This window comes from Amycolatopsis sp. VC5-11, from assembly GCF_037034185.1.
GTDB classification, from domain to species: domain Bacteria; phylum Actinomycetota; class Actinomycetes; order Mycobacteriales; family Pseudonocardiaceae; genus Amycolatopsis; species Amycolatopsis nivea.
Genome location: NZ_JBAGKF010000004.1, coordinates 1 through 24,051, shown reverse-complemented (window position 1 = coordinate 24,051; position 24,051 = coordinate 1). Strand labels below are relative to the sequence as shown.

General features: G+C 68.9%; 24 protein-coding genes, 1 tRNA gene and 1 other RNA gene. 8 read left to right on the top strand and 18 right to left on the bottom strand.

Annotation, left to right across the window (positions count from 1 at the left end; all coding sequences use genetic code 11):
* Positions 1-22 precede the first annotated feature (22 nt).
* Positions 23-232: a hypothetical protein gene (locus WA670_RS14935; protein WP_336158038.1), complete on the top strand. Its 210-nt coding sequence runs from the start codon at positions 23-25 to the stop codon at positions 230-232.
* Complete coding sequence (locus WA670_RS14930) at positions 229-957, top strand: hypothetical protein (protein ID WP_043832345.1); 729 nt, start codon at positions 229-231, stop codon at positions 955-957. The genes WA670_RS14935 and WA670_RS14930 overlap by 4 nt, the downstream gene beginning before the upstream one ends.
* On the opposite strand, the gene WA670_RS14925 is transcribed toward WA670_RS14930, so the two are convergent.
* The 8 genes from WA670_RS14925 to hutH all read right to left on the bottom strand — a co-directional run bounded on the left by WA670_RS14925 (position 954) and on the right by hutH (position 10,751).
* Entirely contained in the window at positions 954-1,175 is a 222-nt protein-coding gene (locus WA670_RS14925) for a hypothetical protein (protein WP_134663390.1), read from the bottom strand. The genes WA670_RS14930 and WA670_RS14925 overlap by 4 nt on opposite strands.
* An 11-nt stretch (positions 1,176-1,186) precedes the next feature.
* Positions 1,187-2,317, bottom strand: coding sequence for an inorganic phosphate transporter (locus WA670_RS14920; RefSeq protein ID WP_336158037.1), 1,131 nt, complete (start codon positions 2,315-2,317; stop codon positions 1,187-1,189).
* A 228-nt stretch (positions 2,318-2,545) separates the two neighbouring features.
* The gene (locus WA670_RS14915) at positions 2,546-3,751 is read right to left on the bottom strand and encodes an FAD-dependent oxidoreductase (RefSeq protein ID WP_336158036.1); all 1,206 of its coding nucleotides are present in this window, start codon (positions 3,749-3,751) and stop codon (positions 2,546-2,548) included.
* A 182-nt stretch (positions 3,752-3,933) separates the two neighbouring features.
* Positions 3,934-5,079, bottom strand: coding sequence for an imidazolonepropionase (gene hutI, locus WA670_RS14910; RefSeq protein WP_037818308.1), 1,146 nt, complete (start codon positions 5,077-5,079; stop codon positions 3,934-3,936).
* Complete coding sequence (locus WA670_RS14905) at positions 5,067-6,371, bottom strand: formimidoylglutamate deiminase (protein WP_336158035.1); 1,305 nt, start codon at positions 6,369-6,371, stop codon at positions 5,067-5,069. The genes hutI and WA670_RS14905 overlap by 13 nt, the downstream gene beginning before the upstream one ends.
* Entirely contained in the window at positions 6,368-7,564 is a 1,197-nt protein-coding gene (locus WA670_RS14900) for an allantoate amidohydrolase (RefSeq protein ID WP_336158034.1), read from the bottom strand. Before WA670_RS14900 ends, WA670_RS14905 begins: the two co-directional genes overlap by 4 nt.
* Positions 7,561-9,222: a urocanate hydratase gene (gene hutU / locus WA670_RS14895; RefSeq protein ID WP_043832335.1), complete on the bottom strand. Its 1,662-nt coding sequence runs from the start codon at positions 9,220-9,222 to the stop codon at positions 7,561-7,563. Before hutU ends, WA670_RS14900 begins: the two co-directional genes overlap by 4 nt.
* A 2-nt stretch (positions 9,223-9,224) precedes the next feature.
* On the bottom strand, positions 9,225-10,751 hold the full coding sequence (hutH, locus tag WA670_RS14890) for a histidine ammonia-lyase (protein ID WP_037818304.1): 1,527 nt from the start codon (positions 10,749-10,751) through the stop codon (positions 9,225-9,227).
* 170 nt (positions 10,752-10,921) lie between these two features.
* Here hutH and WA670_RS14885 point away from each other — a divergent pair, with 170 nt between their 5' ends.
* Positions 10,922-11,707, top strand: a complete 786-nt coding sequence (locus tag WA670_RS14885) for an IclR family transcriptional regulator (RefSeq protein WP_238608151.1) — start codon at positions 10,922-10,924, stop codon at positions 11,705-11,707.
* 83 nt (positions 11,708-11,790) lie between these two features.
* Here the strand turns inward: WA670_RS14885 and WA670_RS14880 are convergent, their stop codons facing one another.
* From WA670_RS14880 to ssrA, 3 genes are all read right to left on the bottom strand, one after another.
* On the bottom strand, positions 11,791-12,588 hold the full coding sequence (locus WA670_RS14880; protein WP_336158033.1) for a hypothetical protein: 798 nt from the start codon (positions 12,586-12,588) through the stop codon (positions 11,791-11,793).
* On the bottom strand, positions 12,557-13,636 hold the full coding sequence (locus tag WA670_RS14875; RefSeq protein WP_336158032.1) for a type IV toxin-antitoxin system AbiEi family antitoxin: 1,080 nt from the start codon (positions 13,634-13,636) through the stop codon (positions 12,557-12,559). Before WA670_RS14875 ends, WA670_RS14880 begins: the two co-directional genes overlap by 32 nt.
* 223 nt (positions 13,637-13,859) lie before the next feature.
* Positions 13,860-14,234: a transfer-messenger RNA gene (gene ssrA / locus WA670_RS14870) on the bottom strand.
* Between the two features lie 165 nt (positions 14,235-14,399).
* Here ssrA and WA670_RS14865 point away from each other — a divergent pair.
* The 5 genes from WA670_RS14865 to WA670_RS14845 all read left to right on the top strand — a co-directional run bounded on the left by WA670_RS14865 (position 14,400) and on the right by WA670_RS14845 (position 18,623).
* A complete protein-coding gene (locus WA670_RS14865) occupies positions 14,400-15,092 on the top strand; it encodes a sensor domain-containing protein (RefSeq protein WP_037818301.1) in 693 nt (230 codons plus the stop codon).
* Positions 15,089-16,222: a sensor histidine kinase gene (locus WA670_RS14860; protein WP_037818300.1), complete on the top strand. Its 1,134-nt coding sequence runs from the start codon at positions 15,089-15,091 to the stop codon at positions 16,220-16,222. The genes WA670_RS14865 and WA670_RS14860 overlap by 4 nt, the downstream gene beginning before the upstream one ends.
* Before the next feature lie 57 nt (positions 16,223-16,279).
* Positions 16,280-16,921 carry a response regulator transcription factor gene (locus WA670_RS14855; RefSeq protein WP_037818299.1) on the top strand — a complete coding sequence of 214 codons (642 nt, stop codon included), beginning with the start codon at positions 16,280-16,282 and terminating at the stop codon, positions 16,919-16,921.
* Positions 16,922-17,000: 79 nt separating this feature from the next.
* Positions 17,001-17,219, top strand: a complete 219-nt coding sequence (locus WA670_RS14850; protein ID WP_037818298.1) for a hypothetical protein — start codon at positions 17,001-17,003, stop codon at positions 17,217-17,219.
* A gap of 102 nt (positions 17,220-17,321) precedes the next feature.
* Positions 17,322-18,623, top strand: a complete 1,302-nt coding sequence (locus WA670_RS14845; protein ID WP_336158031.1) for an acyltransferase family protein — start codon at positions 17,322-17,324, stop codon at positions 18,621-18,623.
* Here WA670_RS14845 and WA670_RS14840 read toward each other — a convergent pair.
* The 7 genes from WA670_RS14840 to WA670_RS14810 form a co-directional block, all read right to left on the bottom strand.
* The gene (locus WA670_RS14840; RefSeq protein ID WP_238608433.1) at positions 18,613-19,509 is read right to left on the bottom strand and encodes an amidohydrolase family protein; all 897 of its coding nucleotides are present in this window, start codon (positions 19,507-19,509) and stop codon (positions 18,613-18,615) included. The two genes, WA670_RS14845 and WA670_RS14840, sit on opposite strands and share 11 nt — an antisense overlap.
* The gene (smpB, locus tag WA670_RS14835) at positions 19,506-19,988 is read right to left on the bottom strand and encodes an SsrA-binding protein SmpB (RefSeq protein WP_037818295.1); all 483 of its coding nucleotides are present in this window, start codon (positions 19,986-19,988) and stop codon (positions 19,506-19,508) included. Before smpB ends, WA670_RS14840 begins: the two co-directional genes overlap by 4 nt.
* 51 nt (positions 19,989-20,039) lie before the next feature.
* Positions 20,040-20,933 carry a permease-like cell division protein FtsX gene (gene ftsX / locus WA670_RS14830; protein WP_037818294.1) on the bottom strand — a complete coding sequence of 298 codons (894 nt, stop codon included), beginning with the start codon at positions 20,931-20,933 and terminating at the stop codon, positions 20,040-20,042.
* A 45-nt stretch (positions 20,934-20,978) separates the two neighbouring features.
* Entirely contained in the window at positions 20,979-21,668 is a 690-nt protein-coding gene (gene ftsE, locus WA670_RS14825) for a cell division ATP-binding protein FtsE (protein WP_009073292.1), read from the bottom strand.
* 98 nt (positions 21,669-21,766) lie between these two features.
* Positions 21,767-22,870: a peptide chain release factor 2 gene (gene prfB / locus WA670_RS14820; RefSeq protein WP_037818293.1), complete on the bottom strand. Its 1,104-nt coding sequence runs from the start codon at positions 22,868-22,870 to the stop codon at positions 21,767-21,769.
* A 64-nt stretch (positions 22,871-22,934) separates the two neighbouring features.
* Positions 22,935-23,435 carry a PadR family transcriptional regulator gene (locus WA670_RS14815; protein ID WP_043832318.1) on the bottom strand — a complete coding sequence of 167 codons (501 nt, stop codon included), beginning with the start codon at positions 23,433-23,435 and terminating at the stop codon, positions 22,935-22,937.
* Positions 23,436-23,676: 241 nt separating this feature from the next.
* Positions 23,677-23,750: transfer RNA gene (locus WA670_RS14810), tRNA-Met, on the bottom strand.
* Positions 23,751-24,051: the final 301 nt, after the last annotated feature.

Here is a 24,051-nt window from a genome sequence, read left to right as displayed (position 1 = left end):
TCGTGAGGCATGATGGGTCACCATGGCTGAACGCACCCTGGCCGAGCAGCTCGGCGCTCCCTTGCCGGACGGCATCGAATCCCTGTCTGAGCAGCACAAACAGGATCTGTCGGCGGCCTTGCGGGATGCCCGGCACCGGCAGGCGCAGGCGCTCGCCCGCGCGGGTGAGGAAAGCCTGAAGTACGTGCCCGCGCTGCTGCGCGGCGCGGTGCGGAAAGCGGTCGGCCTGTGAACCCGGAAATCCTCAAACTCGCCCGGGTGCTCGACGTCGACCCCGCCCGGCTCGACTACCTCGCCGACGTCGACCAGGGCGAGGTCCGGCTGCTGCGCGAACAGATGACGACCACGCTGTTCGACGCGAACCTCGTCGTGCTGGAGCGGATGGCGCTGGCGAGCAAACTGCTGCCGGCCGGGGTGACCGCGAAGATCGCGGAGAAGGTGTTCGGCCCGCTGCTGTGCGCGCGGATCGCCGGACTGGTCGACGTGTCACGCGGCGTCGACGTCGCGAAACGGCTGTCGCCGAAGTTCCTCGCCTCGGTCGCGGCGGAACTGGACCCGCGGCGGGCCACTTCGATCATCACCCGGATCCCGGTAACGACCGTCGTGGCGGTCGCCGAGGAACTGACCCGCCGCGAAGACTGGATCACGCTGGGCCGCTTCGTCGGCCACCTGCCGGACGACACGGTCCGCCGCTGCGTAGGCCTCCTGGACGATGCCGGTCTCCTGCACACCGCATACGTGCTGGACGACCGGAGCCGGATCGACCACGTACTCAGCCTGGTCGGCGAGGACCGCCTGCCCGCACTGGTCCGCACCGCCGCGGCGGACGAGTCGCTGTGGGCCCCGGCGCTGGACGTCCTGGCCCACCTGAACGAAGCCCGCCGAGCGACGGTACGACCGCTGCTCGACGAGCTTCCGGAAGAACTGCGAACCCGCGCCGAGGCGGCACTCGCCTAAGCCACGATCAGATAGATCCCATACCCGATCACCGCGGCACAAACCGCGAAACACACCACCGCACCAGTCAGCTGAACCGTGCCGCTGCCACCGTGCGCCCGCGCCGTCACGCGCTCCGAGAGGCCGCGCACGCCGTACGCGAACAGCCCGGTCAGCACAACCGCCGCAGCCAGCGCCACCACGAAAACGATGCCCAGGGCACCCCAGTTGATCGCCATGTCGTGCTCCCTCAGGCCGCGACCGGGGCGGCCTCGGCGGCCTCCGGCTCGTTGTTGACGGTGGCCGGCGTGACCGGGTTGCGCCGCGACGCGAGCCAGATGCCCAGCGCGAGCAGCACTCCGACGCCGCCGACGAGGACGGTTCCCCAGCTGCCGCGGGTGGAGACCGCGGCGGCGACGGCCCCGACGATCGCGGCGGCGGGCAGCGTGAGCGCCCAGGCGAGCACCATCTTGCCCGCGACGCCCCAGCGGACCTCGGCGAGTTTCCGGCCGAGCCCGGAGCCGATGATGCCGCCCGAGGTGACGTGCGTGGTCGACAGCGCGAAGCCGAGGTGCGACGAGGCCAGGATGACCGCCGCGGAACTCGTCTCGGCGGCAAAGCCTTGCGGCGTCTGGATTTCGGTGAGCTTCTTGCCCATCGTCTGGATGATCCGCCAGCCGCCGAAGTAGGTGCCGAGCGCGATCGCCGCGCCGGAGGCGAGGATGACCCACACCGGCGGGTTCGACCCCGGCGCGAGCGAACCGCCCGCGATCAGCGCGAGCGTGATGACGCCCATCGTCTTCTGCGCGTCGTTGGTGCCGTGTGCGAGCGACACCAGGCTCGCCGAAAGCACCTGACCGGTCTTGAACCCCTTGCCGACCACGTCCTGCCGCGCCTTGGCGGTGATGCGGTAAACGAGGAACGTGCCGACGATCGCGACGATTCCCGCCACCACCGGCGACGCGATCGCCGGGATCAGCACCTTTTCGACGACCTTCGCGAAGTGCACGGCGTCCGCGCCGGACGCGATCCAGGTCGCCCCGATCAGCCCGCCGAACAACGCGTGCGACGAACTCGACGGCAGCCCGACCAGCCACGTCACGAGATTCCAGACGATGGCCCCGACCAATCCGGCGAAAATCACCACCGGCGTGACTTTGGTGTCGTCGACGATCCCGCCGGAAATGGTTTTCGCGACCTCGATCGAAAGGAACGCGCCGACGAGATTCAGCACCGCCGAGATCGCGACCGCGACCCGGGGCTTCAGCGCACCGGTGGCGATCGAGGTGGCCATCGCGTTGGCCGTGTCGTGGAACCCGTTGGTGAAGTCGAAGGCCAGCGCCGCGACGATCACCACCAGGACGATGAGAGAAAAGTCCATGCCCGCTCTCCAGTCCGGAGTGTCCTGCGGGAGTGACGGTACCTACGCGGGCGGGGTCTCCAGATCCCTCAGCGGGTGGCCAGTAGTTGAACTCTGAATGAACGAGATCTTGCCGACGCCGCCGGTTTTCCGCCGGTTACCTGCTGGTCCTTTTTCATCGTCGCCCTTGAGCTTCCGGACTGCGCGCGCGGCTGGGCGCGGGGGCAGGAACTCTGCCCCCGCACCCGGTCAGGAAAAGGACGCCGAAGACATTTCCGGCAATGGGTTCTGCCCCAGATGCTGCACCCCGTTCGCGGCGGACTCCCGGACCGCGGCGAAGCCATACCGGCGCATTTCCGCCTCGTATTCCCCGATCGCATCCGCCGAGCCGCTGCTCAACGCGGCAGCGAGCGCAGCACCGTCGCGCATCGCAGTGTTGGCACCCGCCCCGGCAGCCGGGCTCATCGCGTGGATCGCGTCGCCGACCAGACACACCCGCGACGGCTCCCACGGCCCGATCGGCACGCTGGTCCGGATCGAAACGAGGAACGGCGAGTCCGGAAGCCAGCTTTCGACCATCCGGCGCACGCGCGGGTTCCAGTCCGCGACCCGGTCGAGCACGAGCTGCTGCATCTCGTCCGCGGACAGCGCGCGGAGTTCGTCGTCCGTCCGCCCGAATACTTCCTGGCGCGCACCGAAAGCGCAGGTCATATACGGCTCGTCGGGGCTGAGCCGAACGTTCGGCGCGAGCCGCGCGCAGGCGTCGGCGATCGGCTCCGGGTAGTCGACCGGCGCGAACCCGATCATCTGCTTGTGCGGCCCGGAAACGATGCTGAACACGGCGAACATCTCCGGGTCGAACAGTTCCCGGGTCGCCTCGGTGAGCGGGATCTTCGCGTACAGCTGACGCAATCCGGTGTCGACGACCCGCGCGTGCGGGAGATATTGGCGGCGCACCGGCGAATTCACCCCGTCCGCGCCGACGAGAACCGCACCGCGCGCCTGAGTGCCGTCGGCGAAGTGCGCGATCACGCCGTTCTCGTGCTTCTCGTACCGGACGAACTCTTTGTCGAAATGGACGTTGTCGAGGCCCTCGAACAGAATCTGCCGCAGGGTGAACCGGTTGACATTGCGCTGGACCTCGCCGTCGTCCAGCACGAACTCGGTGCGTGGCGTCAGCTGGCTGTCGTAGATCGTGGTGGCGTTGCGCGGCTGGCCCGAGGTAGCGAGGAACAACTCGTGCAGCTGCGGCGGCAGAACTTCCCGCAACGCCTGGTCGCCGCGCGAATCGATGTGCAGCCGATACCCCTGCCGACGCGCGTCCAGCGCGGAATCGCGTTCGTAGACCTCGCACGGGATCCCGGCTTTGCGCAGGCCCTGCGCGAGACACAGCCCGCCGAGCCCGGCCCCGATCACGAGCACCGTGTTGTCCGCGTTGTTCACGTTATTCGCCATCAGCGAAGTCCCTTCCGTACCAACGTTCTGGTTCGAGAGGGACGCACTGGGCTCGGCCCGCCTAGCCGGGCGCTCGGAAACAGAGCGAATGAGTCGTCCGGCCTAACCCATACCGGACAATGGTCTTTCGCGCGTCCTGTTCCCTTTCACGTTAGCGCAGCCGCGGACGCCGTCGCCACCGATTAACGCACCCTTGCCCCTTTCCGCCACACCGAGTGGGTCAACGGGACCCCGGGCCGATAAGCGAGATGCGTAGTGGACGGCGCGTCGAGTACGTGCACATCCGCCCGCGCACCCGGGCGCAGGTAGCCGACGTCGTCGCGGCGAAGTGCCCGCGCCCCGCCGGCGGTCGCCGACCACACCGCCTCGTCGACGGTCATCCGCAGCTGAAGCACGGCCGTCGTCACGCAGAACGCCACCGACGTGGTGTACGAGCTGCCGGGATTGGCGTTGCTGGCCAATGCGACCGTCGCGCCGGCGTCCAGCAGTCGACGCGCCGGTGCCAGCGCTTGCCTGGTGGACAGATCGCACGCGGGCAGGATCGTCGCGACCGTGTTGGACGACGCGAGCGCCTCGACGTCGGCATCACTCAGGTACGTGCAGTGGTCGACACTCGCCGCGTCCAGCTCCACCGCCAGCCGCACGCCCGGCCCTTCGCCGAGCTGATTGCCGTGCACCCGCAGCCCAAGCCCGCGCTCCGCCGCCGCTTTGAGCACGCGCGCCGACTGCGCCTCGTCGAACGCCCCGGTCTCGCAGAACACATCGGCCCACCGCACGTGCGGCGCGACCGCGTCCAGCATCTCGCCGCAGACCAAGTCCACATAGGACTCCGCGTCGGCGCCCGGCGGCACGAGATGCGCTCCCAGGAAGGTCACCTCGTCCGCGACCTCGCCCGCGATCCGCGCCGACCGTGCCTCATCAGCGACCGTGAGGCCGTATCCCGTCTTCGTTTCCAGGCAGGTCGTGCCCTGCGCAGCCGCTTCCTCGACATGTCGACGCAGATTCGCCGCCAGCTGCTCGTCCGAAGCCGCCCGCGTCGCATCGACGGTGACCGCGATTCCGCCTGCCGCATAAGCCTGTCCGGCCATCCGCGCCTCGAACTCGGCGGTGCGGTCGCCCGCGAACACGAGATGGGTGTGGCTGTCGACCCACCCAGGCAGCACGGCGCGGCCCTCGACGTCGACGCGTTCGTCGGCGTCCGGAGCCTGCGCGGCCGGACCTGCCCACGCGACGGTCTCGCCGTCGAGCACCAGCGCGGCGTCGCGGAGCTTGCCCAGCTCCGGGTCGTTCGTGGTGAGCTCGCCGATTCCGGTGATCAGAACTGCCACAGCGCATCGATCTCCTTGGCCAGTAAGGTTTCCGGTCGTTCGATCAGCACGTGCGCACCGTCGCGCACCACTTCCCGCCCGGCCACCAGCACGGTACGGACGTCCGCGGCCGCGGCGGCGAACAGCACGCCGGACGGTTCGATCCCGGCCGTGCGCACCGTGTCCGTCGCGACCGTGACCAGGTCCGCTCCAGCGCCAGCCGCGAGAGTGCCGGTCTCCGGCCAGCCGGCGGAGATGTGCTCGGTGCCGGCGGCGAGCAGCTCTTCCGCAGTGAACCGGCCGCGCTCCTCGCTGGCGAGGCGGTCGTCCAGCTCCAACGCCCGGGTCTCCTCGAACGCGTCGACCACCGCGTTGCTGTCGCTCCCGATGCCGAGCCGCGCGCCCGCGTCCAGCAGGCTCCGGGCCGGGCCGATGCCGTCGCCGAGGTCCCGTTCGGTGGTCGGGCAGAAGCACGCGCCGCTTCGGGAATCACCCAGCCACTTGATGTCCTGCTCGGTCAGATGCGTCGCATGCACCGCGGTGAGCCGTTCGCCGAGCACGCCGTAATCCCAGAGCAACCCGGTCGGCGTCCAGCGATACGCGGCCTCGCACTGCTCGTTCTCCGCACGCTGTTCGGACAGGTGGATGTGCAACGGCCGGTCCTTCGGCACCGCGTTGTCCACCTTCGGCAGTTCGTACTCCGGCACCGCACGCACCGAGTGGATCGCCCCGCCGACGCGGAACAGGTCGTCTTCCTTCAGCAGCGCAACGCGTTCCGCCCACTTCTCGGCCGAACCGTCCGAAAACCGCTGCTGCACCTCGTCCGGCGGCACGCCGATGCCGCCCGCGAGGTAGCAGGTGTCGAGCAGGGTCATCCGGATCCCGGCGTCCCGCGCGGCCTGCCGCAACGCGTCACCCATCGCGTTGGGCGACGCGTACGGCTTGCCGCCCGGACCGTGGTGCAGATAGTGGAACTCGGCGACGCTCGTGTACCCCGCCAGCACCATCTCGGCGTAGACGCCCCGAGCGAGCCGGTAGTACGAATCCGGATCGAGCCGGGCGGCGAGCGAGTACATCCGCTCCCGCCACGTCCAGAACGTGCCCCGCTCGTGGTGCGTCCGGCCCCGCAACGCGCGGTGGAACGCGTGCGAATGCCCGTTGGCGAACCCGGGGAGCGTCAGTCCGTTAAGGATGGTTCCGGTCTTCTCCGCGTTGGCGGTCACCGAAACGATCCGGCCGTCGGCGATCTCGATCCGGACCGCTTCCGCGACCCCGTCGGGCAGCCAGGCCCGTTCGCACCAGTACGTGGTCATCTCGCGAGCCGCTCCAGCACCTCGGCGAGCGCCCGCGCACCGGCCTCGACGTCGTCCGCCTCAGCGAATTCCTCGGGCGCGTGGCTGATCCCGGTCGGATTGCGGACGTACAGCATCCCGGACGGCACGAATCCCGACAGGATCGCCGCGTCGTGCCCGGCGCCGGTGGGCAGCTCGGGCGGATTGCCCAGCCACTCCCCCAGCGACCGCCGCAGCGCCTGGTCGAACACCACGTCGTCGGAGTACGACTCGCGCGTGACCGCCAGCTCGCACCCTTCCGCCTCGGCAGCGGCCCGCGCCGCCTGAGTGATCTCCTCGACCAGCACCGGCGTCGCAGTGCCCGGAACGCGTGCGTCCAACCACATGTCCACAGTGGACGCGATCACGTTCGTCCCGCCCGGCGTGGGTACCAGCCGTCCCACAGTCGCCCGCGCGTCCGACGTCTTCCGCGCCAGCCGCCGCACCGCGACCACGGTCTCGGCGGCGGGAAGCATCGGGTCGACCCGGTCCGCGAGCAACGTCGCACCCGCGTGGTTTCCCTGCCCGGCAAAGGAGAATCGCCACCGGCCGTGCGCGATCACCGTGTTGCCGACCGCTACCGGCGACCCGAGGTCGATCAGTCCCCTGCCCTGTTCGACGTGCAGTTCCAGGAACTGCCCGATCATTCCGAGCCGGTCCGGATCCGCGCCGACCCGGTCCACGTCCAGCCCGGACTTCGCCGCGGCCTCCGCGAACGTGACGCCGGACGGATCCCGCAGCGCCCGCGCCCGGTCCGCGTCGATCGTCCCGGTGAGCAGCCGCGAACCGAGACACGGCACGCCGAAGCGCCCGCCCTCCTCTTCGGCGAAGACCACCACCGCGAACGGTTTGGCCGGGCGGAAACCCTTGGCCTGCAACGTTTCCACCGCCGCCAGCGCACTCACGACGCCGAGCGGACCGTCGAACGCGCCGCCACCCGGCACCGAGTCCAGATGGCTGCCGGTGACGACCGCGTCCGCGCCAGGAGCGCCCCACCACGCCCACAGGTTGCCGTTGCGATCGGTCTCGACGTCGAGGCCCAGTTGCTGCGCCCGTTCGACGAACCACGTGCGCAGGTCGTGTTCCGGCGAATCGAACGCGTGCCGCGAGTAACCGCCGCGCCGGGCGTCGCGCCCGACGTCGGCGATCTCGCCGAGCAGCCCGGATGCGGTCACGCCTGCTCCCGCATCGGCACCCGGACGCCACGCTCGTCGGCGACCTCGGCCGCGCGGTCGTATCCGGCGTCGACGTGCCGGATGACGCCCATGCCCGGGTCGTTCGTGAGCACCCGCTCCAGCTTCTGCGCCGCCAGCGGCGTGCCGTCCGCGACGCTCACCTGCCCGGCGTGGATGGACCGGCCCATGCCGACCCCGCCGCCGTGGTGGATGGACACCCAGCTCGCCCCGGACGAGGTGTTGACCAGCGCGTTGAGCAGCGGCCAGTCGGCGATCGCGTCGGAGCCGTCGGCCATGCCCTCGGTCTCGCGGTACGGCGAGGCGACGCTGCCCGAGTCGAGGTGGTCGCGGCCGATCACGACCGGGGCCTTCAGCTCGCCGCTGGCCACCATCTCGTTGAAGCGCAGGCCGGCCAGGTGCCGTTCGCCGTAGCCGAGCCAGCAGATCCGGGCGGGCAGGCCCTGGAACGCCACGCGCTCGCCGGCCATCTTGATCCAGCGGGCCAGCGATTCGTTCTCCGGGAACAGTTCGAGCATCGCGCGGTCGGTCGCGGCGATGTCCTCCGGGTCGCCGGAAAGCGCGGCCCAGCGGAACGGCCCGTTGCCCTCGCAGAACAGCGGCCGGATGTAGGCGGGCACGAAGCCCGGGAAGTCGAACGCGCGCTCGCAGCCGCCGAGTTTCGCCTCGCCGCGCAGGGAGTTGCCGTAGTCGAAGACCTCGGCACCGCGGTCGAGGAACCCGAGCATCGCGTCGACGTGCTCGGCCATCGACTCGCGCGCCCGGTCGGTGAACTCGTCCGGCTTCTTGGCCGCGTAGTCCTGCCAGTCGTCCACGCTGATGCCCTTGGGCAGGTAGGACAGCGGGTCGTGCGCCGACGTCTGGTCGGTGACGATGTCCACCTCGACGTCGCGGCGCAGCAGCTCCGGCAGCACCTCGGCGGCGTTGCCGACCACGCCGACCGACAGCGGCCGCCGCTCCTTCTTCGCCGCGGTGACCCGCCGGATCGCGTCGTCCAGGTCGTCGGCCACCTCGTCGAGGTAGCGGTGCTCGACGCGGCGGTGCGCGCGCTGGGCGTCGACCTCGATGCACAACGCCACGCCGTCGTTCATCGTGACCGCGAGCGGCTGCGCGCCGCCCATGCCGCCGAGCCCGGCGGTGACGGTGAGCGTGCCGCGCAGCGTTCCGCCGAACCGCTTCTTCGCGACCGCGGCGAACGTCTCGTAGGTGCCCTGCAGAATGCCTTGCGTGCCAATGTAAATCCACGAACCGGCGGTCATCTGCCCGTACATGGTGAGGCCCTGCTGCTCGAGCCTGCGGAACTCCGGCCAGGTCGCCCAGTCGCCCACCAGGTTCGAGTTCGCGATCAGCACCCGCGGCGCCCATTCGTGCGTGCGGAACACGCCGACCGGCTTGCCGGACTGGACCAGCAGCGTCTCGTCCTGCTCCAGCGCGGTCAGCTCGCGGGTGATCGCGTCGAAACTCGCCCAGTTGCGCGCGGCCCGGCCGGTGCCGCCGTAGACGACCAGGTCCTCGGGCCGTTCGGCGACCTCGGGGTCGAGGTTGTTGTGGAACATCCGCAGCGCGGCCTCGGTCTGCCAGTTCTTCGCGGTCAGCGAGGTGCCGCGGGCGGCGCGGACGGTACGGGCGGTGCTAGTCATGCTCAGGCCTCCAGTTCGGCCGCGGCCAGGACAGCGCCCGACCGCACGAGTTCTTCGGCGGCCGCGATCTCGGGCGCCAGGTGACGGTCGGGGCCAGGACCCTCGACCTTGGTGCGCAGCAGGTCCCGGACGCGTCCGGTGACCGGCGAGGGCTGCAGCGGCGCGCGGAAATCGAGCGCGCGGGCAGCGGTGAGCAGTTCGACGGCGAGCACGGTGGTCAGGCCGTCGACCGCCTTGCGCAGCTTGCGCGCGGCGGACCAGCCCATGGACACGTGGTCCTCCTGCATCGCACTGCTCGGGATCGAGTCGACCGAGGCGGGCACCGCGAGCCGCTTCAGCTCGCTGACCACGGCGGCCTGCGTGTACTGCGCGATCATGTGCCCGGAGTCGACGCCGGGGTCGTGCGCGAGGAACGGCGGCAGCCCGTGCGAACGCGCCTGGTCGAGCATCCGGTCGGTGCGGCGTTCGGCGATGCTCGCCACGTCCGCCACCGGCACCGCGAGGAAGTCGAGCACGTACGCGACCGGCGCGCCGTGGAAGTTGCCGTTCGACTCCACCCGGCCGTCGGCCAGCACCACCGGGTTGTCCACCGCGGACCAGAGCTCCCGCTCCGCGACGAGTTCCGCGTGCGTCAGCGTGTCCCGCGCGGCGCCGTGCACCTGCGGCGCGCACCGCAGCGAGTACGCGTCCTGCACGCGGTTGCAGTCCGGACCGCGGTGGCTCTCCACGATTTTCGACCCCTGCAACGCCGCGAACATCCGTGCCGCGCTGGTCGCCTGGCCGGGATGCGGGCGCAGCGCCTGCAGATCGGCGGCGAACGCGCGATCGGTGCCCAGCAGCGCCTCGACGCTCATCGCCGCGGTGAGGTCCGCGACGTCCAGCAGCCGGTGCAGGTCGGCGGCAGCGAGGAGCAGCATGCCGAGCATGCCGTCGGTGCCGTTGGTGAGCGCGAGGCCCTCCTTCTCGGCCAGCACCAGCGGCGTGATCCCGGCCGCCCGCAACGCGTCCGCGGCGGGTTTCCGCTCGCCCGCGTGGAACACCTCGCCCTCGCCCATCAACGCGAGCGCGACCGCGGCCAGCGGCGCGAGGTCGCCGGAGCAGCCGAGCGAACCGTACTCGTGCACGACCGGCGTGATGTCCGCGTTGAGCAGCGCCGCAAGCGTTTGCGCCGTCTGCGGCCGCACCCCGGTGTAACCGCTGGCCAGCGTGCGCAGGCGCAGCAGCATCAGGGCGCGCACCACCTCCGGCTCCACCGCGGGCCCGGCGCCAGCGGCGTGCGAGCGGATCAGGCTGCGCTGCAGCGCGGTACGGCTCTCGACGGGGATGTGGCGCGTGGCGAGCGCGCCGAACCCGGTCGAGACCCCATAGGTCGGCGACGTGGCGTCAGCGAGGTCTTCGATGTGCTGGCGGGTGGCGGCGAGGTTCTTCTCGACCGTCTCGGCGAGCCCGACGTGCGCGTGCCCACGGACGATGTCGACAACCTGCGCCGCGGTCATCGGCTTCGAGCTCAGGAGGACTGGTTCCGGCATGCCGCCATTGCACCTCCCGGCGGGCCCGCGCGACAGAGCGGAGTTCGCGGTAGTGTCTGGTATTCAAGACAACACGTGGCGAGAGCCTCGACCACCGGCGCGAAGGGACCCCTCATACTCCGTTCGGGCAGTGCGAGGGGTCCCCTCGCGCCACTTCCGGAGGAGGCCCAGTGAGCAGTTCCGACGTTCCCGCCCTGCGCAACGGCCTCTCCGTGCTGCGCCTGCTCGCCGGCCACGCGGGCCCGGTCTCGGCCGCGGCCATCGCGCGCGACCTGGAGTTGCCTCGGTCGACGACGTATCACCTGCTCAACGAACTGACCGCAGCCGGTTTCGTCACCCACCTGCCCGCCGAACGCCGCTACGGCCTCGGCATCGCCGCCTTCGAACTCGGCTCGGCCTACCTGCGCCACGACCCACTGGAGCGCTTGGCCGGACCGCTGCTGCGCAAACTCGTCGACCGCATCGGCCACACCGCACATTTGGGCGTCCTGCACGGCAACGAATCGCTGTACCTGATCAAGGAACGCCCAGCCCGCCCGGAAACCCTCGTCACCGATGTCGGCGTGCGACTGCCCGCGCACCTGACCGCGTCCGGCCGCGCGATGCTGCAACACCTGCCAGCCGCCCACGTCCGCGCCCTGTTCCCAGCCGCCACGTCGTTCGTCCTGCGCACTCCACGCGGCCCCAATTCGCTGGCCGCACTACGCCGCACCTTGGCGACCGAACGCCGCCTCGGCTGGTCAGTGGAAGACGGTCACGTGACAGCGGGCTTCGCCTCTGTCGCCGCCCCAGTGTTCGACCACGGCTCCAGGCCGATGGCCGCGATCAGCGTGACACTGCGCCACCTCTGCCCAGACGAGGGCCCTTGCGAAGAGACCTTCCCCGACCTAGCCGAAGCCGTCGCCGCAACAGCCGCAACCCTAACCACACACATCGGCGGCACCCGCCCAAAATGAGATCCGAGCTCCGCTCGCACGGCAACCGGTGGCACAGAAAGCTTCCCGCGATACTGAGGGCCGGTGCCGGACACCCATTCCGCCTAGGCAACCGCTTCCTTGATGCCGTCGGCCAACGCGGAAATCAGGTCCGGTGCCCGAACGAGGCGAACATCGTTGGCCAACCGGCCCAGCACGTCGTCATCGCCGACGATGTCGAGCAATACCTCAACCCCTTCGACATCGAGCAGACCAGGCAAGTGCGTTCCCAAAAGCCAGGCTCCCGCGAGAGCGGGGTCGTAGTCCTGCCGTTCGAGGGCTTTGTTTTCCTCTTCATAGAGCCGTTCCAGATATGGCCCCGACGAGTACCAGCCGATCATCGTCCCGAGGTCGATGGCGTCGCGGGTGGTCTCGAAGCGACGATCCCACCAGGTCAGGAGCTTGAGCAGGGCCAACGCGGGCACTGCGGGAATCTTGACGACGAGCCCGCCGGGCAGCAGCACCTGCTCGGCCGACGCAACGGCTTCGCTCAGCCCCCGGACGTTCATCCGATGGTCGTCGGGCCAGAGTATGGTCCGGCCTTCCTCCTCGATGCCGCCGTAGGGCACCACGTCGACTTCGACGCCCTCTACCAGAAAAGAATGGACGCTCCTGCCACGCCGTTTCAGCCTGGCCGCAAATCGTTCGAAATCGTCCCAGTTGCCCATCGCAGCGGCGATGTCGATGTCCCGGGTGGCCCGTTCAGGCGGGCTGCCGACCAGTCCGACCGACAAGATCGTGCGTGCCGTTGCCCCGACCACGAGATAATCGACTTTCACCGCCTTGGCGACGGCGTCCACCCGAGTCAGTACTTTCGCGGCGAGATGAAGATCAGGTTCGGTCGATGCGCTTAAGTCGATCATCACTGCTCCGAATACGGTCTGCGTGCTCGCGCTGGCGCGGATCTCCGGAGGCAAGCATGTCGGCGTAGATCAGGGGAGAGGGCACGATCCAGGACTCCGACCACGGCTGGGGCGCGGGCTCCTTCCAGAACCGGGTCCGGATGTGCACGTTGCCGTCTTTTTCCGCCCGGGCCATGCGATGCTGACCGATGAGCCGGACAGGCAAGCTTTCGACGTAAAGCGTGAGTGAGGCGGGCCGCAAATGCGGATCGAGGAGGCTGGCCCCCGCTTCCCCGCCTACTTGGGCTTGCAGGGAAAAAAGGGCTTCCTGCGAATTCCGCCACCACGAAAGGTCTGCGGCCTCGAATTCGCCGAGGGCAAGCGCAGGTTCCAGAGTGATGGTGTACGCCTCCGACCACCGGTCAAGCAGTTCGGCTCCGCGGGCAAGCCGTCGCTCGTCTCCTGCCTGGTACAAGTAACCGGCATTAGTGAGTTCGTCGATGACCGTCTTGACCGTACCGAGCGACACACCGCTCAGCGCAGCCAGCAAACGGTAGGAAAAGCCAGTCACCTCCGGCCAGCTGAGCAGGACGAACAGAACCTGAAGGCCAGCTCGGCCAAAGGCTCCCGCGCCTCGCATCGAGGCTCGCCCTGCAGACGCGGCAGGCTTGCGGCGGCCTCGTACGTCGATCAGAACGTCATCCCACGCGAGGTGGGCATTGCCCGCAGTGTCCACGTAGTCGATCCCCCGGGCACGCAGCCGTTCGGCGACCGGATCACCGAGGTGCGCGGTGAACAACAGCGGCGGAAGCGCCGACGGGAAATGGACCGCCGTGGCCAGCTCCGCGGTCATCCGCCGCTTGATCTCGACCCCGTACGTCCGGACGGCACCAGACTCCGTGGTGAGCCGCACGACGGCATCCATCTGACGTCCGCGCGGGCCATCGGGAGCCGATGCCTCGGCGTCGAGCACCTCGACCCGCAAGCCAAGTTCCTCGAGCCTGGCTCGCACCTCAGCAGGCCAGCCCATCGCGTTCAGCAAACCCGCATGTTCATCTGAACTGAACATGCTCATATTTTGAACACACCCCACCCTCCCCCGCAACCCACGCACCCAACCCACCCAGCCACCCAACGCACCCAGCGCAACCAGCCCACGCAACGCAACCACCACGATGGGGGTCCAGGGGGCGCAGCCCCCTGGCGGGGGTTTGGGGGTCCGACCCCCAAAGACGGATACGAAGAAGAGCCCTGGCCAACGCGCAAGCGTTGGCAGGGCTCTCCCGCGAATCGAGTGGAGGTGCCGGGAATTGAACCCGGGTCCTCTAGCGCCTCCTCAAGGCTTCTCCGTGCGCAGTCCGCTATGTCTCTGCTTGGCCCCTTCAGTCACGCGAACAAGCTGAAGTGACGAGCCCAGCCACTGTTTGCTTCCCTACCGGGCCCCGTGGCCGGGACCGGCGGTAAGCCTCCTAGCTGATGCCGGCGACCGGGTCGGAGGCGACCCCGGGCCGACAGACTTGCTCTACTGCGATCAGGCAGCGAGAGCGAAGTCGCGCTGGCTATTGGCCTTGGCGCTTATTAGGTTGCGATGACGCTTACGGTGGTCTCTCGCCTGCACCGGCACGCTTCCCTTGATTCAACGTCCAGAGTCGAAACCGTTCACCCCCTTGTAGGTGCTTGTAACCTCACCATCATAACCCGCCCGGCAACCCGATAATTCCGGCACGGGGTAGGGCTGTCCCCACCTCGAAGATGCCCGCTCGCCCCCTGGTTGCCCGGTGCCGGCCCGGCCATGCTGAGCAGGTCAGTTTCCGCAGTGAGGGAGCCCCGCCATGGTCACCGTGCCCGCCGGTCGCAGTTTTGGGCGCCGCACTCCGCCGCTGGGCGGGGCGCTGGCGTATCTCCTGCTCAACCTGCCTATCGGGATCCTCTCGTTCACGCTGATCGTGACGCTGGGGTCGGCCGGGCTGGGGACGATCGTCGTGTGGCTCGGCGTTCCGCTGCTCGCGCTGCTGGTCCTGTTCGCGCGGACCGCGGGGCGGGTCGAGCGGGGGCGGGTGTTCGCGCTGCTCGACGTGTACATCGACGATCCGTATCTGCCGTTGCCGCCGTCGGGGCAGAAGCAGCGCTGGCTGACCCGGCTGAAGGACCCGGCGACCTGGCGCGACCTGTCCTACCTCTTCCTGCTCTTCCCGCTCGGCCTGGTGGAGTTCGTGCTGGTCGTGACGGTGTGGGCGGTCAGTCTCGGCCTGGTCGCACTGCCGATCTACTACCGCTTCCTTCCGGACGGGGTCTACGCCTTCCCGAGCTACGATGTGCAGTGGTTCGTCGTCGACTCGACGGTGGCCGCGCTGCCTTGGGCGGCGCTGGGGGTGCTGTTCGCCGCGATCGCCGTGGCCCTCACCAAGGGGCTGGCGGCCCTGCACGCCGCGTTCGCGGCCGGGTTCCTGCGGCCGACGGTCGCTCAGCGGCGGCGCATGGAGCGCTCCTGGAACGAGATCGACGGGATCACGGTGGCCGGATGACTGCGCAAGACCCGCCTCCGGAGCACCCTCGTCCGCATCCGGCTCGCACGATCGGGTACATGATTCCGACGTTCGTGCTGCGTCTGCTGCAGTTCATCCTGATCGTGGTCGGCGCGACCGTCGGCACGGCGACGCTGATCATCTGGGTCGGCTTCCCGATCCTGCTGGCCGTCACCGGCTTCATCCGCTGGTCCGGCGACCTCGAGCGGCGCTGGGCCCGCCGGATGCTCGGCACCCCGCTGGGCCCGGTCGAACGGCTGCCGCTGGAAGGGCAGCCGATGACCCGTCGCTGGCTGACCCGGCTGTCCGACCCGACGACCTGGCGCGACCTGGCCTATCTGCTGGCCGCGTTCCCCCTGTCGATCGTCGAGCTGCCGATCGCGCTCGCGTCGATCGTGTTGCTGCCGATGGCGATCTGGGTGACGCCGTGGCTGGGCTGGCTGCACGGCAACCTGGCGCTGTCGCTGCTGGGCCCGAACCGCACGAAGAAGCTGGAGAAGAAGGCCGAGCACCTGCAGGCGTCGCGGGCTCGGGGCGTGGACGCCGCGGAGGCCGAACGCCGCCGGATCGAGCGCGACCTGCACGACGGCGCCCAGCAGCGGCTCGTGGCGGTCGCGATGAGCCTCGGCCGGGCGAAGTCGAAGTTCGACAACGACCCGAACGCGGTGCGCGACCTGATCGACGAGGCGCATTCGGACGCCAAGCTCGCCGTTTCCGAACTGCGCGACCTCGCCCGCGGCATCTACCCCGCCGTACTGGGCGACCGCGGTCTCGACGCGGCTTTGTCCGCACAGGCCGCGAAGTCGCCGATCCCGGTGGACGTGCACGTCGACGTCGAGCCCCGCCCGCCGGCCGCGGTCGAGACCACCGCGTACTTCATCGTCGGCGAGACCCTCACCAACATCGCCAAGCACTCCGGCGCGACCGAGGCGATGGTGAAGGTGTGGCGCTCGGACACCCACGTCATCACCGAAATCACCGACAACGGCCACGGCGGCGCCGAGGTACGCCCCGGCGGCGGGCTCGCCGGGCTGGCCGACCGAGCAGCGACCATCGACGGCGTGATCACCGTCGTGAGCCCGGTCGGCGGCCCGACGGTCATCAGGGCGGACCTGCCGTGTCAATGGTGACCCGTCCGTGAGTGAATAGCCTCCGGGAGCTTTTCACTCACGGACCTGGGGGCCTTGATGCGAGTAGTGATCGCCGAAGACGCCGTGTTGCTTCGGGCCGGGGTCACCCGGTTGCTCGCCGACGAGGGCATTGAGACCGTCGCCGCGGTCGACAACGGCGACGATCTGCTCGGCGCGATCACCGAACACCGTCCTGACCTGGCGATTGTCGACGTCCGGATGCCGCCGACGTTCACCGACGAGGGCTTGCGCGCGGCGTTGGCGGCCCGCAAGGAGATCGCCGGTCTGCCGGTGCTCGTGCTGTCCCAGTACGTCGAGGAAAGCTACGCGGTCGAGCTGCTGTCCGGCGGCGCGGGAGGCGTCGGTTACCTGCTGAAAGAGCGCGTCGCCGACGTGGACGAGTTCCTGGACGCGGTCCGTCGCGTCGCGGACGGCGGCACCGCCATCGACCCCGACGTCATCGCCCAATTGATGGCTCGCGGCCGCCGCAACCCTCTGGATGCGCTCACCGCGCGTGAGTCCGAGGTGCTCGGCCTGATGGCACAGGGCCTGTCGAACAACGCCATCGCGAACTCGCTGGTCGTGTCGCACGGAGCGGTCGAAAAGCACATCGGCAACATCTTCTCGAAGCTCGGTCTCGAGGCCAGTTCCGAGGAACATCGCCGGGTTCGCGCGGTGCTCACCTACCTCGGCCGCTGAAACCCCTCACTCGAACTGACGGCAGCCCCGGCGGCGGTCCCTCGCCTACCATGGACTGATGCCGAGCGAGGAGAACCCGATGTCCGACCGCAGCGTCCGCTTCTTCGGCGGCCCGCTCGACGGCCGGGTGCAGGAACTCGCCGACGAGGAACCGGTTCCGGGCACCGTCGTGCGGCACATCCACCTGCACGGCGGACCGAAAATCGAGACGCGGTACGAACTCGGCCTCACCGAGGACGGCTGGGCGTACCGGGTGCAGGCGCACGAATCCGAACCGGAGCCGGACACCCTGTCCTAGCCCGGTAGGGCAAACCCCACCTTTCGCCTACTGCTGACCCAACCCCGTTTTCGGTGGTCTGCACCGCTGTCTCGGAGCCCGGAAACCGACAGGCTCTTCAGCATGACGACGAGCCAGCTGCAGACCCGCGGCACCAGGGCGACCCGGGACAAATTTCTCGACGTGGTACGCGCCGGAGCGATCCTCGCGGTGGTCGCGCAGCACTGGACGATGCCGGTGCTTTCCTTCTCCGGCAACACTCTCGCCACCGGAAACGCCCTCGCGACGCCTGGCTGGTGGATCATCACCTGGGCCTCGCAGGTCATGCCCCTCGTCTTCTTCGCAGGCGGCGCGGCGAACCTGATCTCGTTGCGCCGTGCGGAATCCACCCGCGCCTGGTTCGCCGGACGCGTTCGCCGGCTGCTCATTCCGGTGCTGCCGCTGATGGCGGTGTGGCTCGTCGTGCCGGATCTGTTGCGCGGCATGGGAGTTCCGCCGCAACCGGTCCAGGTGGCCAGCGCGATCGCCGCGCAACTGCTCTGGTTCCTCTCGGTCTACCTGCTCACCGTGCTGCTCACGCCGCTGATGGTCGCCGCGCACCGCCGCTGGGGTCTCGCGGTTCCGGCGGTGCTGGCCGGACTGGGCGTTCTCGTGGACGTGGCACGGTTCTCCGACCTCGGGATGATCGGATACGCCAACGCCGTCATCGTCTGGGTCGCCGTGCACCAGCTCGGTTTCCACTACGTCGAGGGCCGCCTCGGCTCGCTCAGCCGCCGTGCCGCGCTGGCCGTTTCCGCCGCCGGTTTCGGGGTGACGGCGCTGCTGGTCGCGTTCGGTCCGTACCCGGCGAGCATGATCGGCATGCCGGGCGCGCCGGTGTCCAACATGAGCCCGCCCACCGTCCTGCTGCTGTTCCTCGCGCTCGGCCAGATCGGGTTCCTGCTGGCGTTCCGCGAGAAGCTCGTCTCGCTCCCCCGCGTCACCGCTGCGCTCAGCTGGCTCAGCCCGCGGTTCATGTCGGTCTACCTCTGGCACATGCCGGCGCTGGTCGTGGTTTCCGGCGTGACCGTCCTCGGCCTCGGCTACTCGACGCCGACCCCGGGTTCGTCGATGTGGTTCCTGATGGCGCCCGCCTGGATCGCCGTGTGCGGCGCGGTGCTGCTGGGTCTGCTGCGCCTGTTCGAGCGCTTCGAAACGCAGCCGGACAGCCTGGTCGTGACCGCTCGGACGCCGCAGCTGGTGCTGGCGGGATTGCTCGCCTCCGGCGGTCTACTGGGACTGGCCGCGCACGGGTTCGCCCCGCTCAACGACAACCTGCTGACCGGTCCGCTGCCGTGGGTGGCGCTGGTCGCGGCCGGGTACGCACTGGCCGGACGTCAGGTGTCGATGACGCGCAGCCGGGCTCTCGTGGCGGTCAAACGCTGAGGAGCTTCGCGGGCGTGTCGTGCAGCACCGCCCGCAGGAACGGCTCGCCAAGGCGATCGTCGGCTGCCCAGCCGGCGATCGCCCGCAGCTGGGTGGCGTAGGAGTACGGGATGTTCGGGAAGTCGGTGCCGAGGACGACGCGGTCGGCCACCTCCGCCAACCGGACCGTCCAGTCCGGCGGCAGCGGCGACATCGCCTCCGCGAACGGCACGCCGACCATGGTGGTGTCGAGGTGCACGCGCGGGTAGCGCGCCAGCAGCTCGAACGCGGTGGCGAACTGCGGCATCGCCGCGTGCGCGAGGACGGCGGTGAGCCGAGGATGCCGTTGCAGGACTTCCTCGAACACCTCGAGCCCGGTGAAATCGCCGCGCAACGGTCCGTGTCCACAGTGGATCACGACCGGCACGCCCGCTTCGGTGAGCGAGCCCCACACCGGGTCGAGCAGCTCGTCCCGCGGGTCGTACGCCCCGACCTGCACGTGCGCCTTGAAACACCGGGCTCCGGCGCGCAACGCATTGTCCACATAGGACGCCGCGCTCGGCTCCGGGTAGAACGTGCCGGTGGGCACCGCTTCCGGCACCTGCTCGGCGAACTCCAGCACCCACGACGTGAGCCACTCCGCCATGCCCGGCTTGTGCGGGTACACCAGCGGTGCGAAGGCTTTCACGCCCAGCGCGCGCAACGTGTCGATCCGCTCCGCCTCCGGCGTGCGGTAGTGGATCGGCCACGGCATGCCGTAGTGCTGCTCGGCACGGTCGAAATACGCCCACACCTTGTCCAGCACGGGCTTCGGCAGGAAGTGGACGTGCAGGTCCACGATGCCGTCGAGGCCGAGCCCGGCGATCCAGCCCGGGACGTCGGCGTCGGTGGCCGGACCCGCCGTCACTCCGTGAACCGGCCCTTCAACGCCCGCCCCATCGCACGGCTGATGTCCTTCTGCGCGTCGCGCTTGGCGAGCGACTGCCGCTTGTCGTAGGCCTTCTTGCCCTTGGCCAGCGCGATCTCGACCTTGACCTTGCCGTCCTTGAAGTACATCGACAGCGGCACGAGCGACAGACCGCTTTCCTTGGTCTTGCCGATGAGCCGTTCGATCTCGCGCCGGTGCAGCAGCAGCTTCCGCGTGCGCCGCGGCATGTGGTTGGTCCAGGTGCCCTGGGTGTACTCCGGGATGTGGACGTTGCGCAGCCACACCTCGCCGTCGTCCACCGTCGCGAACGCGTCCACAAGGGAGGCTTTGCCTGCGCGCAGGCTCTTCACCTCGGTGCCCTGCAGCACCATCCCGGCCTCATAGGTGTCCAGGATGGAGTAGTCGTGCCGAGCCTTGCGGTTCGACGCGATGACCTTCTGTCCACGTTCCTTGGGCATACCGACCACTTTACGTGATGTGTCCGACGGCGAGCAGCGGATTTCTTTCCGCTAGTGCCGCACGTACAGGCGCAGCGTGACGTACCCGGTGATCGCCGAGATCACGATCGACACCGCGAGCAGGATCGGCGCGACCGGGAACAGCACCTCGAGCGTGGTGATCTGCGGGAACACTTCGCCGGTGAAGACCGTGTCGAGGAAGGACAGCTTCGTCAGAAGCAGGAACACCACCCCGAGCACGGCGCCGACCGTGCCGGCGACCACCGCCTCCAGGAGGAACGGCAGCTGGGTATACCACCGCGTCGCGCCCACCAGGCGCATGATGCCGACTTCCGTCCGCCTCGTGAACGCCGAAACCTGAATAGTGTTCGCGATCAGCAGCAAGGCGGCGACGGCCATGATGAGCGCCATCACGAACGCGATGTTCCGGACGCCGTTGAAGACGTTGAACACGCGGTCGAGGAACTTCTTCTGGTCGTCGACCTTCTTGACGCCGGGCTGGCCGGTGTACTGCTTGATGATCGCGTCGGACCGGTCCGGGTCCTTCAGCTTCACCTGCAGCGACGCGGGCAGCGCCTCGGGGCCGGTCAGCTCGAGCAGTTCGGGCTGGCTCGCGAAGATCTTCTTGAACCGGTCGTAGGCCTGGTCGCGGTTCTCGTACACGACCGATTCGACGCCGGGGTTGTTCTGCAGCGACTGGCGGAGCCCGGTGCAGAGCGCCTGCGTGCAGTTCTTGTCGTTCGCGCTCACGTCGTCGACCAGCGTGACCGAAACTTCGACTTCGGCGAGGAAGTTCGCCTTCATCTTGTCGATCGTGCGCACGGCGAGCAGACCGCCGCCGAGCATGGCGAGCGAGACCGCGGTGGTGAGGATCATCGCGATGGTCATCGTGACGTTCCGGCGCAAACCGGTGACGACCTCGCTGAAGACGAAACTGGCACGCATCGCTCTCGTAATTCCTTGGGTCGGGGCGGAAAAGGGCGGGGTGCGTCAGCGGCCGATGCCGTAGACGCCGCGGGCGTCGTCGCGGATCACGCGACCGAGCTGCAGCTCGACGACCCGCCGCCGCATCGAGTCCACGATGGAATGGTCGTGCGTGGCCATCAGCACCGTGGTGCCGGTGCGGTTGATCCGCTCCAGCAGCAGCATGATGTCCTGGCTGGTGTCCGGGTCGAGGTTCCCGGTCGGCTCGTCGGCGAGCAGCACGAGCGGCCGGTTCACGAACGCGCGGGCGATCGCGACGCGCTGCTGCTCGCCGCCGGAGAGCTCGTTGGGCAGCCGGTCGGCTTTGCCGTCGAGGCCGACGAGTTCGAGCACCTCGGGCACGACCTTGCGGATCGTGGGCCGCGGTTTCCCGATCACCTCGAGGGCGAACGCGACGTTTTCCGCGACGGTTTTGTTGGCCAGCAGCCGGAAGTCCTGGAACACGCAGCCGATGGTCTGGCGCAGGCGGGGGACCCTGCGCCGGGCGAGCTTGGCGACGTCGAAGTTCGACACCATGACCCGGCCCTTGGAAGGCACCTCTTCGCGCAGCAGCAGCCGCAGGAACGTCGACTTCCCGGAACCGGACGGGCCGATGAGGAAGACGAACTCACCCTTGTCGATCTCGACCGACACCCGTTCGAGGGCGGGACGGGTCGAGGTCTTGTAGACCTTGGAAACCTCTTCGAGCCGGATCACGGTTCGGCATCCTACCCATGGGCCCCGTTAAGCCCGGGTTGCCGGTACCTTGGGTGACCCGCGCCTCGTCCCGGCGCGGGTCGCCGCGGCGACGCGGATCAGGCCGCGTTCGCCTGCTTGCGCCAGCGGATCCCGGCCTCGAGGAAGCCGTCGATGTCGCCGTCGAGGACCGCGGTGGGGTTGCCGACCTCGAATTCGGTGCGCAGGTCCTTCACCATCTGGTACGGGTGCAGCACGTAGGAGCGCATCTGGTTGCCCCAGCTGGAGCCGCCGTCCTTGAGCGCGTCCATTTCGGCCCGTTCCTCCTCCTTTTTGCGCTGCAGCAGGCGCGCCTGGAGGACCTTCATCGCGGCCGCCTTGTTCTGCAGCTGCGATTTCTCGTTCTGGCAGGAGACGACGATGCCGGTCGGGATGTGGGTGAGGCGGACCGCGGAGTCGGTCGTGTTGACGCTCTGCCCGCCGGGGCCGGACGAGCGGTACACGTCGACGCGGATGTCCTTTTCCGGGATGTCGACGTGGTCGACTTCCTCGACCTCGGGCAGGACCTCGACGTGCGCGAAGGACGTCTGCCGGCGGCTCTGGTTGTCGAACGGCGAGATCCGCACGAGGCGGTGGGTGCCCTGTTCGACCGAGAGGGTGCCGTAGACGTACGGGGCGCTCACCTTGAAGGTGGCGGACTTGATGCCCGCTTCTTCGGCGTAGGAGATGTCGAAGACGTCCGTGGGGTAGCCGTGCCGCTCGGCCCAGCGCAGGTACATCCGGAGCAGCATTTCGGCGAAGTCGGCCGCGTCGACGCCGCCCGCTTCGGAGCGGATGTTGACGACGGCGTTGCGGGCGTCGTATTCGCCGGACAGCAGGGTGCGGACCTCGAGCGCGTCGATGTCCTTGGCGAGGTCGGCGAGGTCGCCCTCGGCCTCGGTCATGCTGCCGGTGTCGCCTTCGTCGGCGGCGAGCTCGTAGAGGACGCCGAGGTCGTCGAGGCGCTGCCGCAGTTCGGAGACGCGGCGCAGCTCGGCCTGCCGGTGGGACAGCTGGCTGGTGACCTGCTGGGCTTCCTCGACGTTGTCCCAGAGGGTCGGGCTGGACGCCTGTTCCTCGAGTTCGGCGACCTGCGCGCGCAGCGCTTCGAGGTCCATCACCGACTCGATCTGCGTCAGCTTGCCGGTCAGGTCCTTCAGTGCCGCATCGAACTCATCGCTCACGTCGGACAAGGTTACGGCAAAACCCACGACCGGTCGCGAACCGGTCGTGGGGCCGGGGCGGCGCTCAGGCCTGCGGGATCGAGTCGAGCAGCTTCAGGGCGGCCTTGGCCTGCGCCTGGGCGAACTCGGCGACTGCCTTGGCGTAGGGGCCGTCGGCGGTCTTGGCGGCGTTCTTGGCCTCTTCGAGCTGGGCCTGGTAGGTGGTGCGGGCGCTGTCGAGCAGGGCGCCGCGCTGCTTGGCCGTCAGGGAGCCGGCGTGCACGAGCCGCAGGATGAGCGGGCTGCGCAGGTGGTCGGGTCCGGCCTCGGACGTGAGCCACGTCTTGAAGGCCTTCTTGCCCGCCGCGGTGAGCACGTACTGCTGGCTCGAGCGGGGCCCTTGCTTGCCGAGCCGGACGAGACCCTCTTTCGAGAGCGCCGGGAGCTCGCGGTAGACCTGGCTGCGGGTGACACTGAAGAAGGCGCCGAAGCGCTCGTCGGCGCCCGACACGAGCTGCCCGCCGGTGGCGGGACCGTCGTGGAGCAGACCGAGCAGAGCGGCGGCGGTTGCATTCAATTCGGACACCCCTCTACGGTCCCACTTATCCGCCGCTGTGTCCACAGTGGTCACCAATCAGTCCATTGTGGCCAGCGGCAACCCCTCTAACAGCCCAGTCCGCAGGTATGTCCACAATAGACTCTGCCACTCTGAGCAACCACCGCCGAAACGATCACCGCGCCGCAACCACCACCCGAGCGACGGCCAAATGGCGCACAAAAAAAGCCGGGGCCCGTGCATCCGCACGAGCCCCGGCTTTCGTTCCACGTAGCGGGGACAGGATTTGAACCTGCGACCTCTGGGTTATGAGCCCAGCGAGCTACCGAGCTGCTCCACCCCGCGTCGTTGTAAAAACAACTCTACACCCCCGAAAAACCCCTCCGACACCACCCCCACAAAACCCCCTCACCAGCAAAAACACCCCACCCCGCCCCGCCCTGCCAGATCAACCTCACCCAAAGACCAAAACCCAGACCGCAAGCCAGCCGCCCCCAGAACTCGACAGGTTTAGACCTCTACTCGCGTCCGGTGTAGAGAGTCAAAAACCGTTGGGAGCATTGGAATATTCCACACAGCCAACACACAACCCCCACAACGAGAAAAGTCATGGTGCTTCCGACGGCAATCGTTGCCTTTTCGCAGC

Excerpts from the sequence above, each read along its gene's own strand:
- WA670_RS14915 (WP_336158036.1), bottom strand. The coding sequence starts at position 3,751 with ATGGCGAATAACGTGAACAACGCGGACAACACGGTGCTCGTGATCGGG.
- WA670_RS14920 (WP_336158037.1), bottom strand. The coding sequence starts at position 2,317 with ATGGACTTTTCTCTCATCGTCCTGGTGGTGATCGTCGCGGCGCTGGCC.
- WA670_RS14845 (WP_336158031.1), top strand. The coding sequence starts at position 17,322 with ATGACGACGAGCCAGCTGCAGACCCGCGGCACCAGGGCGACCCGGGAC.
- WA670_RS14865 (WP_037818301.1), top strand. The coding sequence starts at position 14,400 with ATGGTCACCGTGCCCGCCGGTCGCAGTTTTGGGCGCCGCACTCCGCCG.
- WA670_RS14875 (WP_336158032.1), bottom strand. The coding sequence starts at position 13,636 with ATGTTCAGTTCAGATGAACATGCGGGTTTGCTGAACGCGATGGGCTGG.
- smpB (WP_037818295.1), bottom strand. The coding sequence starts at position 19,988 with ATGCCCAAGGAACGTGGACAGAAGGTCATCGCGTCGAACCGCAAGGCT.
- WA670_RS14925 (WP_134663390.1), bottom strand. The coding sequence starts at position 1,175 with ATGGCGATCAACTGGGGTGCCCTGGGCATCGTTTTCGTGGTGGCGCTG.
- WA670_RS14855 (WP_037818299.1), top strand. The coding sequence starts at position 16,280 with ATGCGAGTAGTGATCGCCGAAGACGCCGTGTTGCTTCGGGCCGGGGTC.
- hutH (WP_037818304.1), bottom strand. The coding sequence starts at position 10,751 with ATGCCGGAACCAGTCCTCCTGAGCTCGAAGCCGATGACCGCGGCGCAG.
- WA670_RS14880 (WP_336158033.1), bottom strand. The coding sequence starts at position 12,588 with ATGATCGACTTAAGCGCATCGACCGAACCTGATCTTCATCTCGCCGCG.
- WA670_RS14905 (WP_336158035.1), bottom strand. The coding sequence starts at position 6,371 with ATGACCACGTACTGGTGCGAACGGGCCTGGCTGCCCGACGGGGTCGCG.
- hutU (WP_043832335.1), bottom strand. The coding sequence starts at position 9,222 with ATGACTAGCACCGCCCGTACCGTCCGCGCCGCCCGCGGCACCTCGCTG.
- WA670_RS14935 (WP_336158038.1), top strand. The coding sequence starts at position 23 with ATGGCTGAACGCACCCTGGCCGAGCAGCTCGGCGCTCCCTTGCCGGAC.
- WA670_RS14860 (WP_037818300.1), top strand. The coding sequence starts at position 15,089 with ATGACTGCGCAAGACCCGCCTCCGGAGCACCCTCGTCCGCATCCGGCT.
- WA670_RS14850 (WP_037818298.1), top strand. The coding sequence starts at position 17,001 with ATGTCCGACCGCAGCGTCCGCTTCTTCGGCGGCCCGCTCGACGGCCGG.
- ftsX (WP_037818294.1), bottom strand. The coding sequence starts at position 20,933 with ATGCGTGCCAGTTTCGTCTTCAGCGAGGTCGTCACCGGTTTGCGCCGG.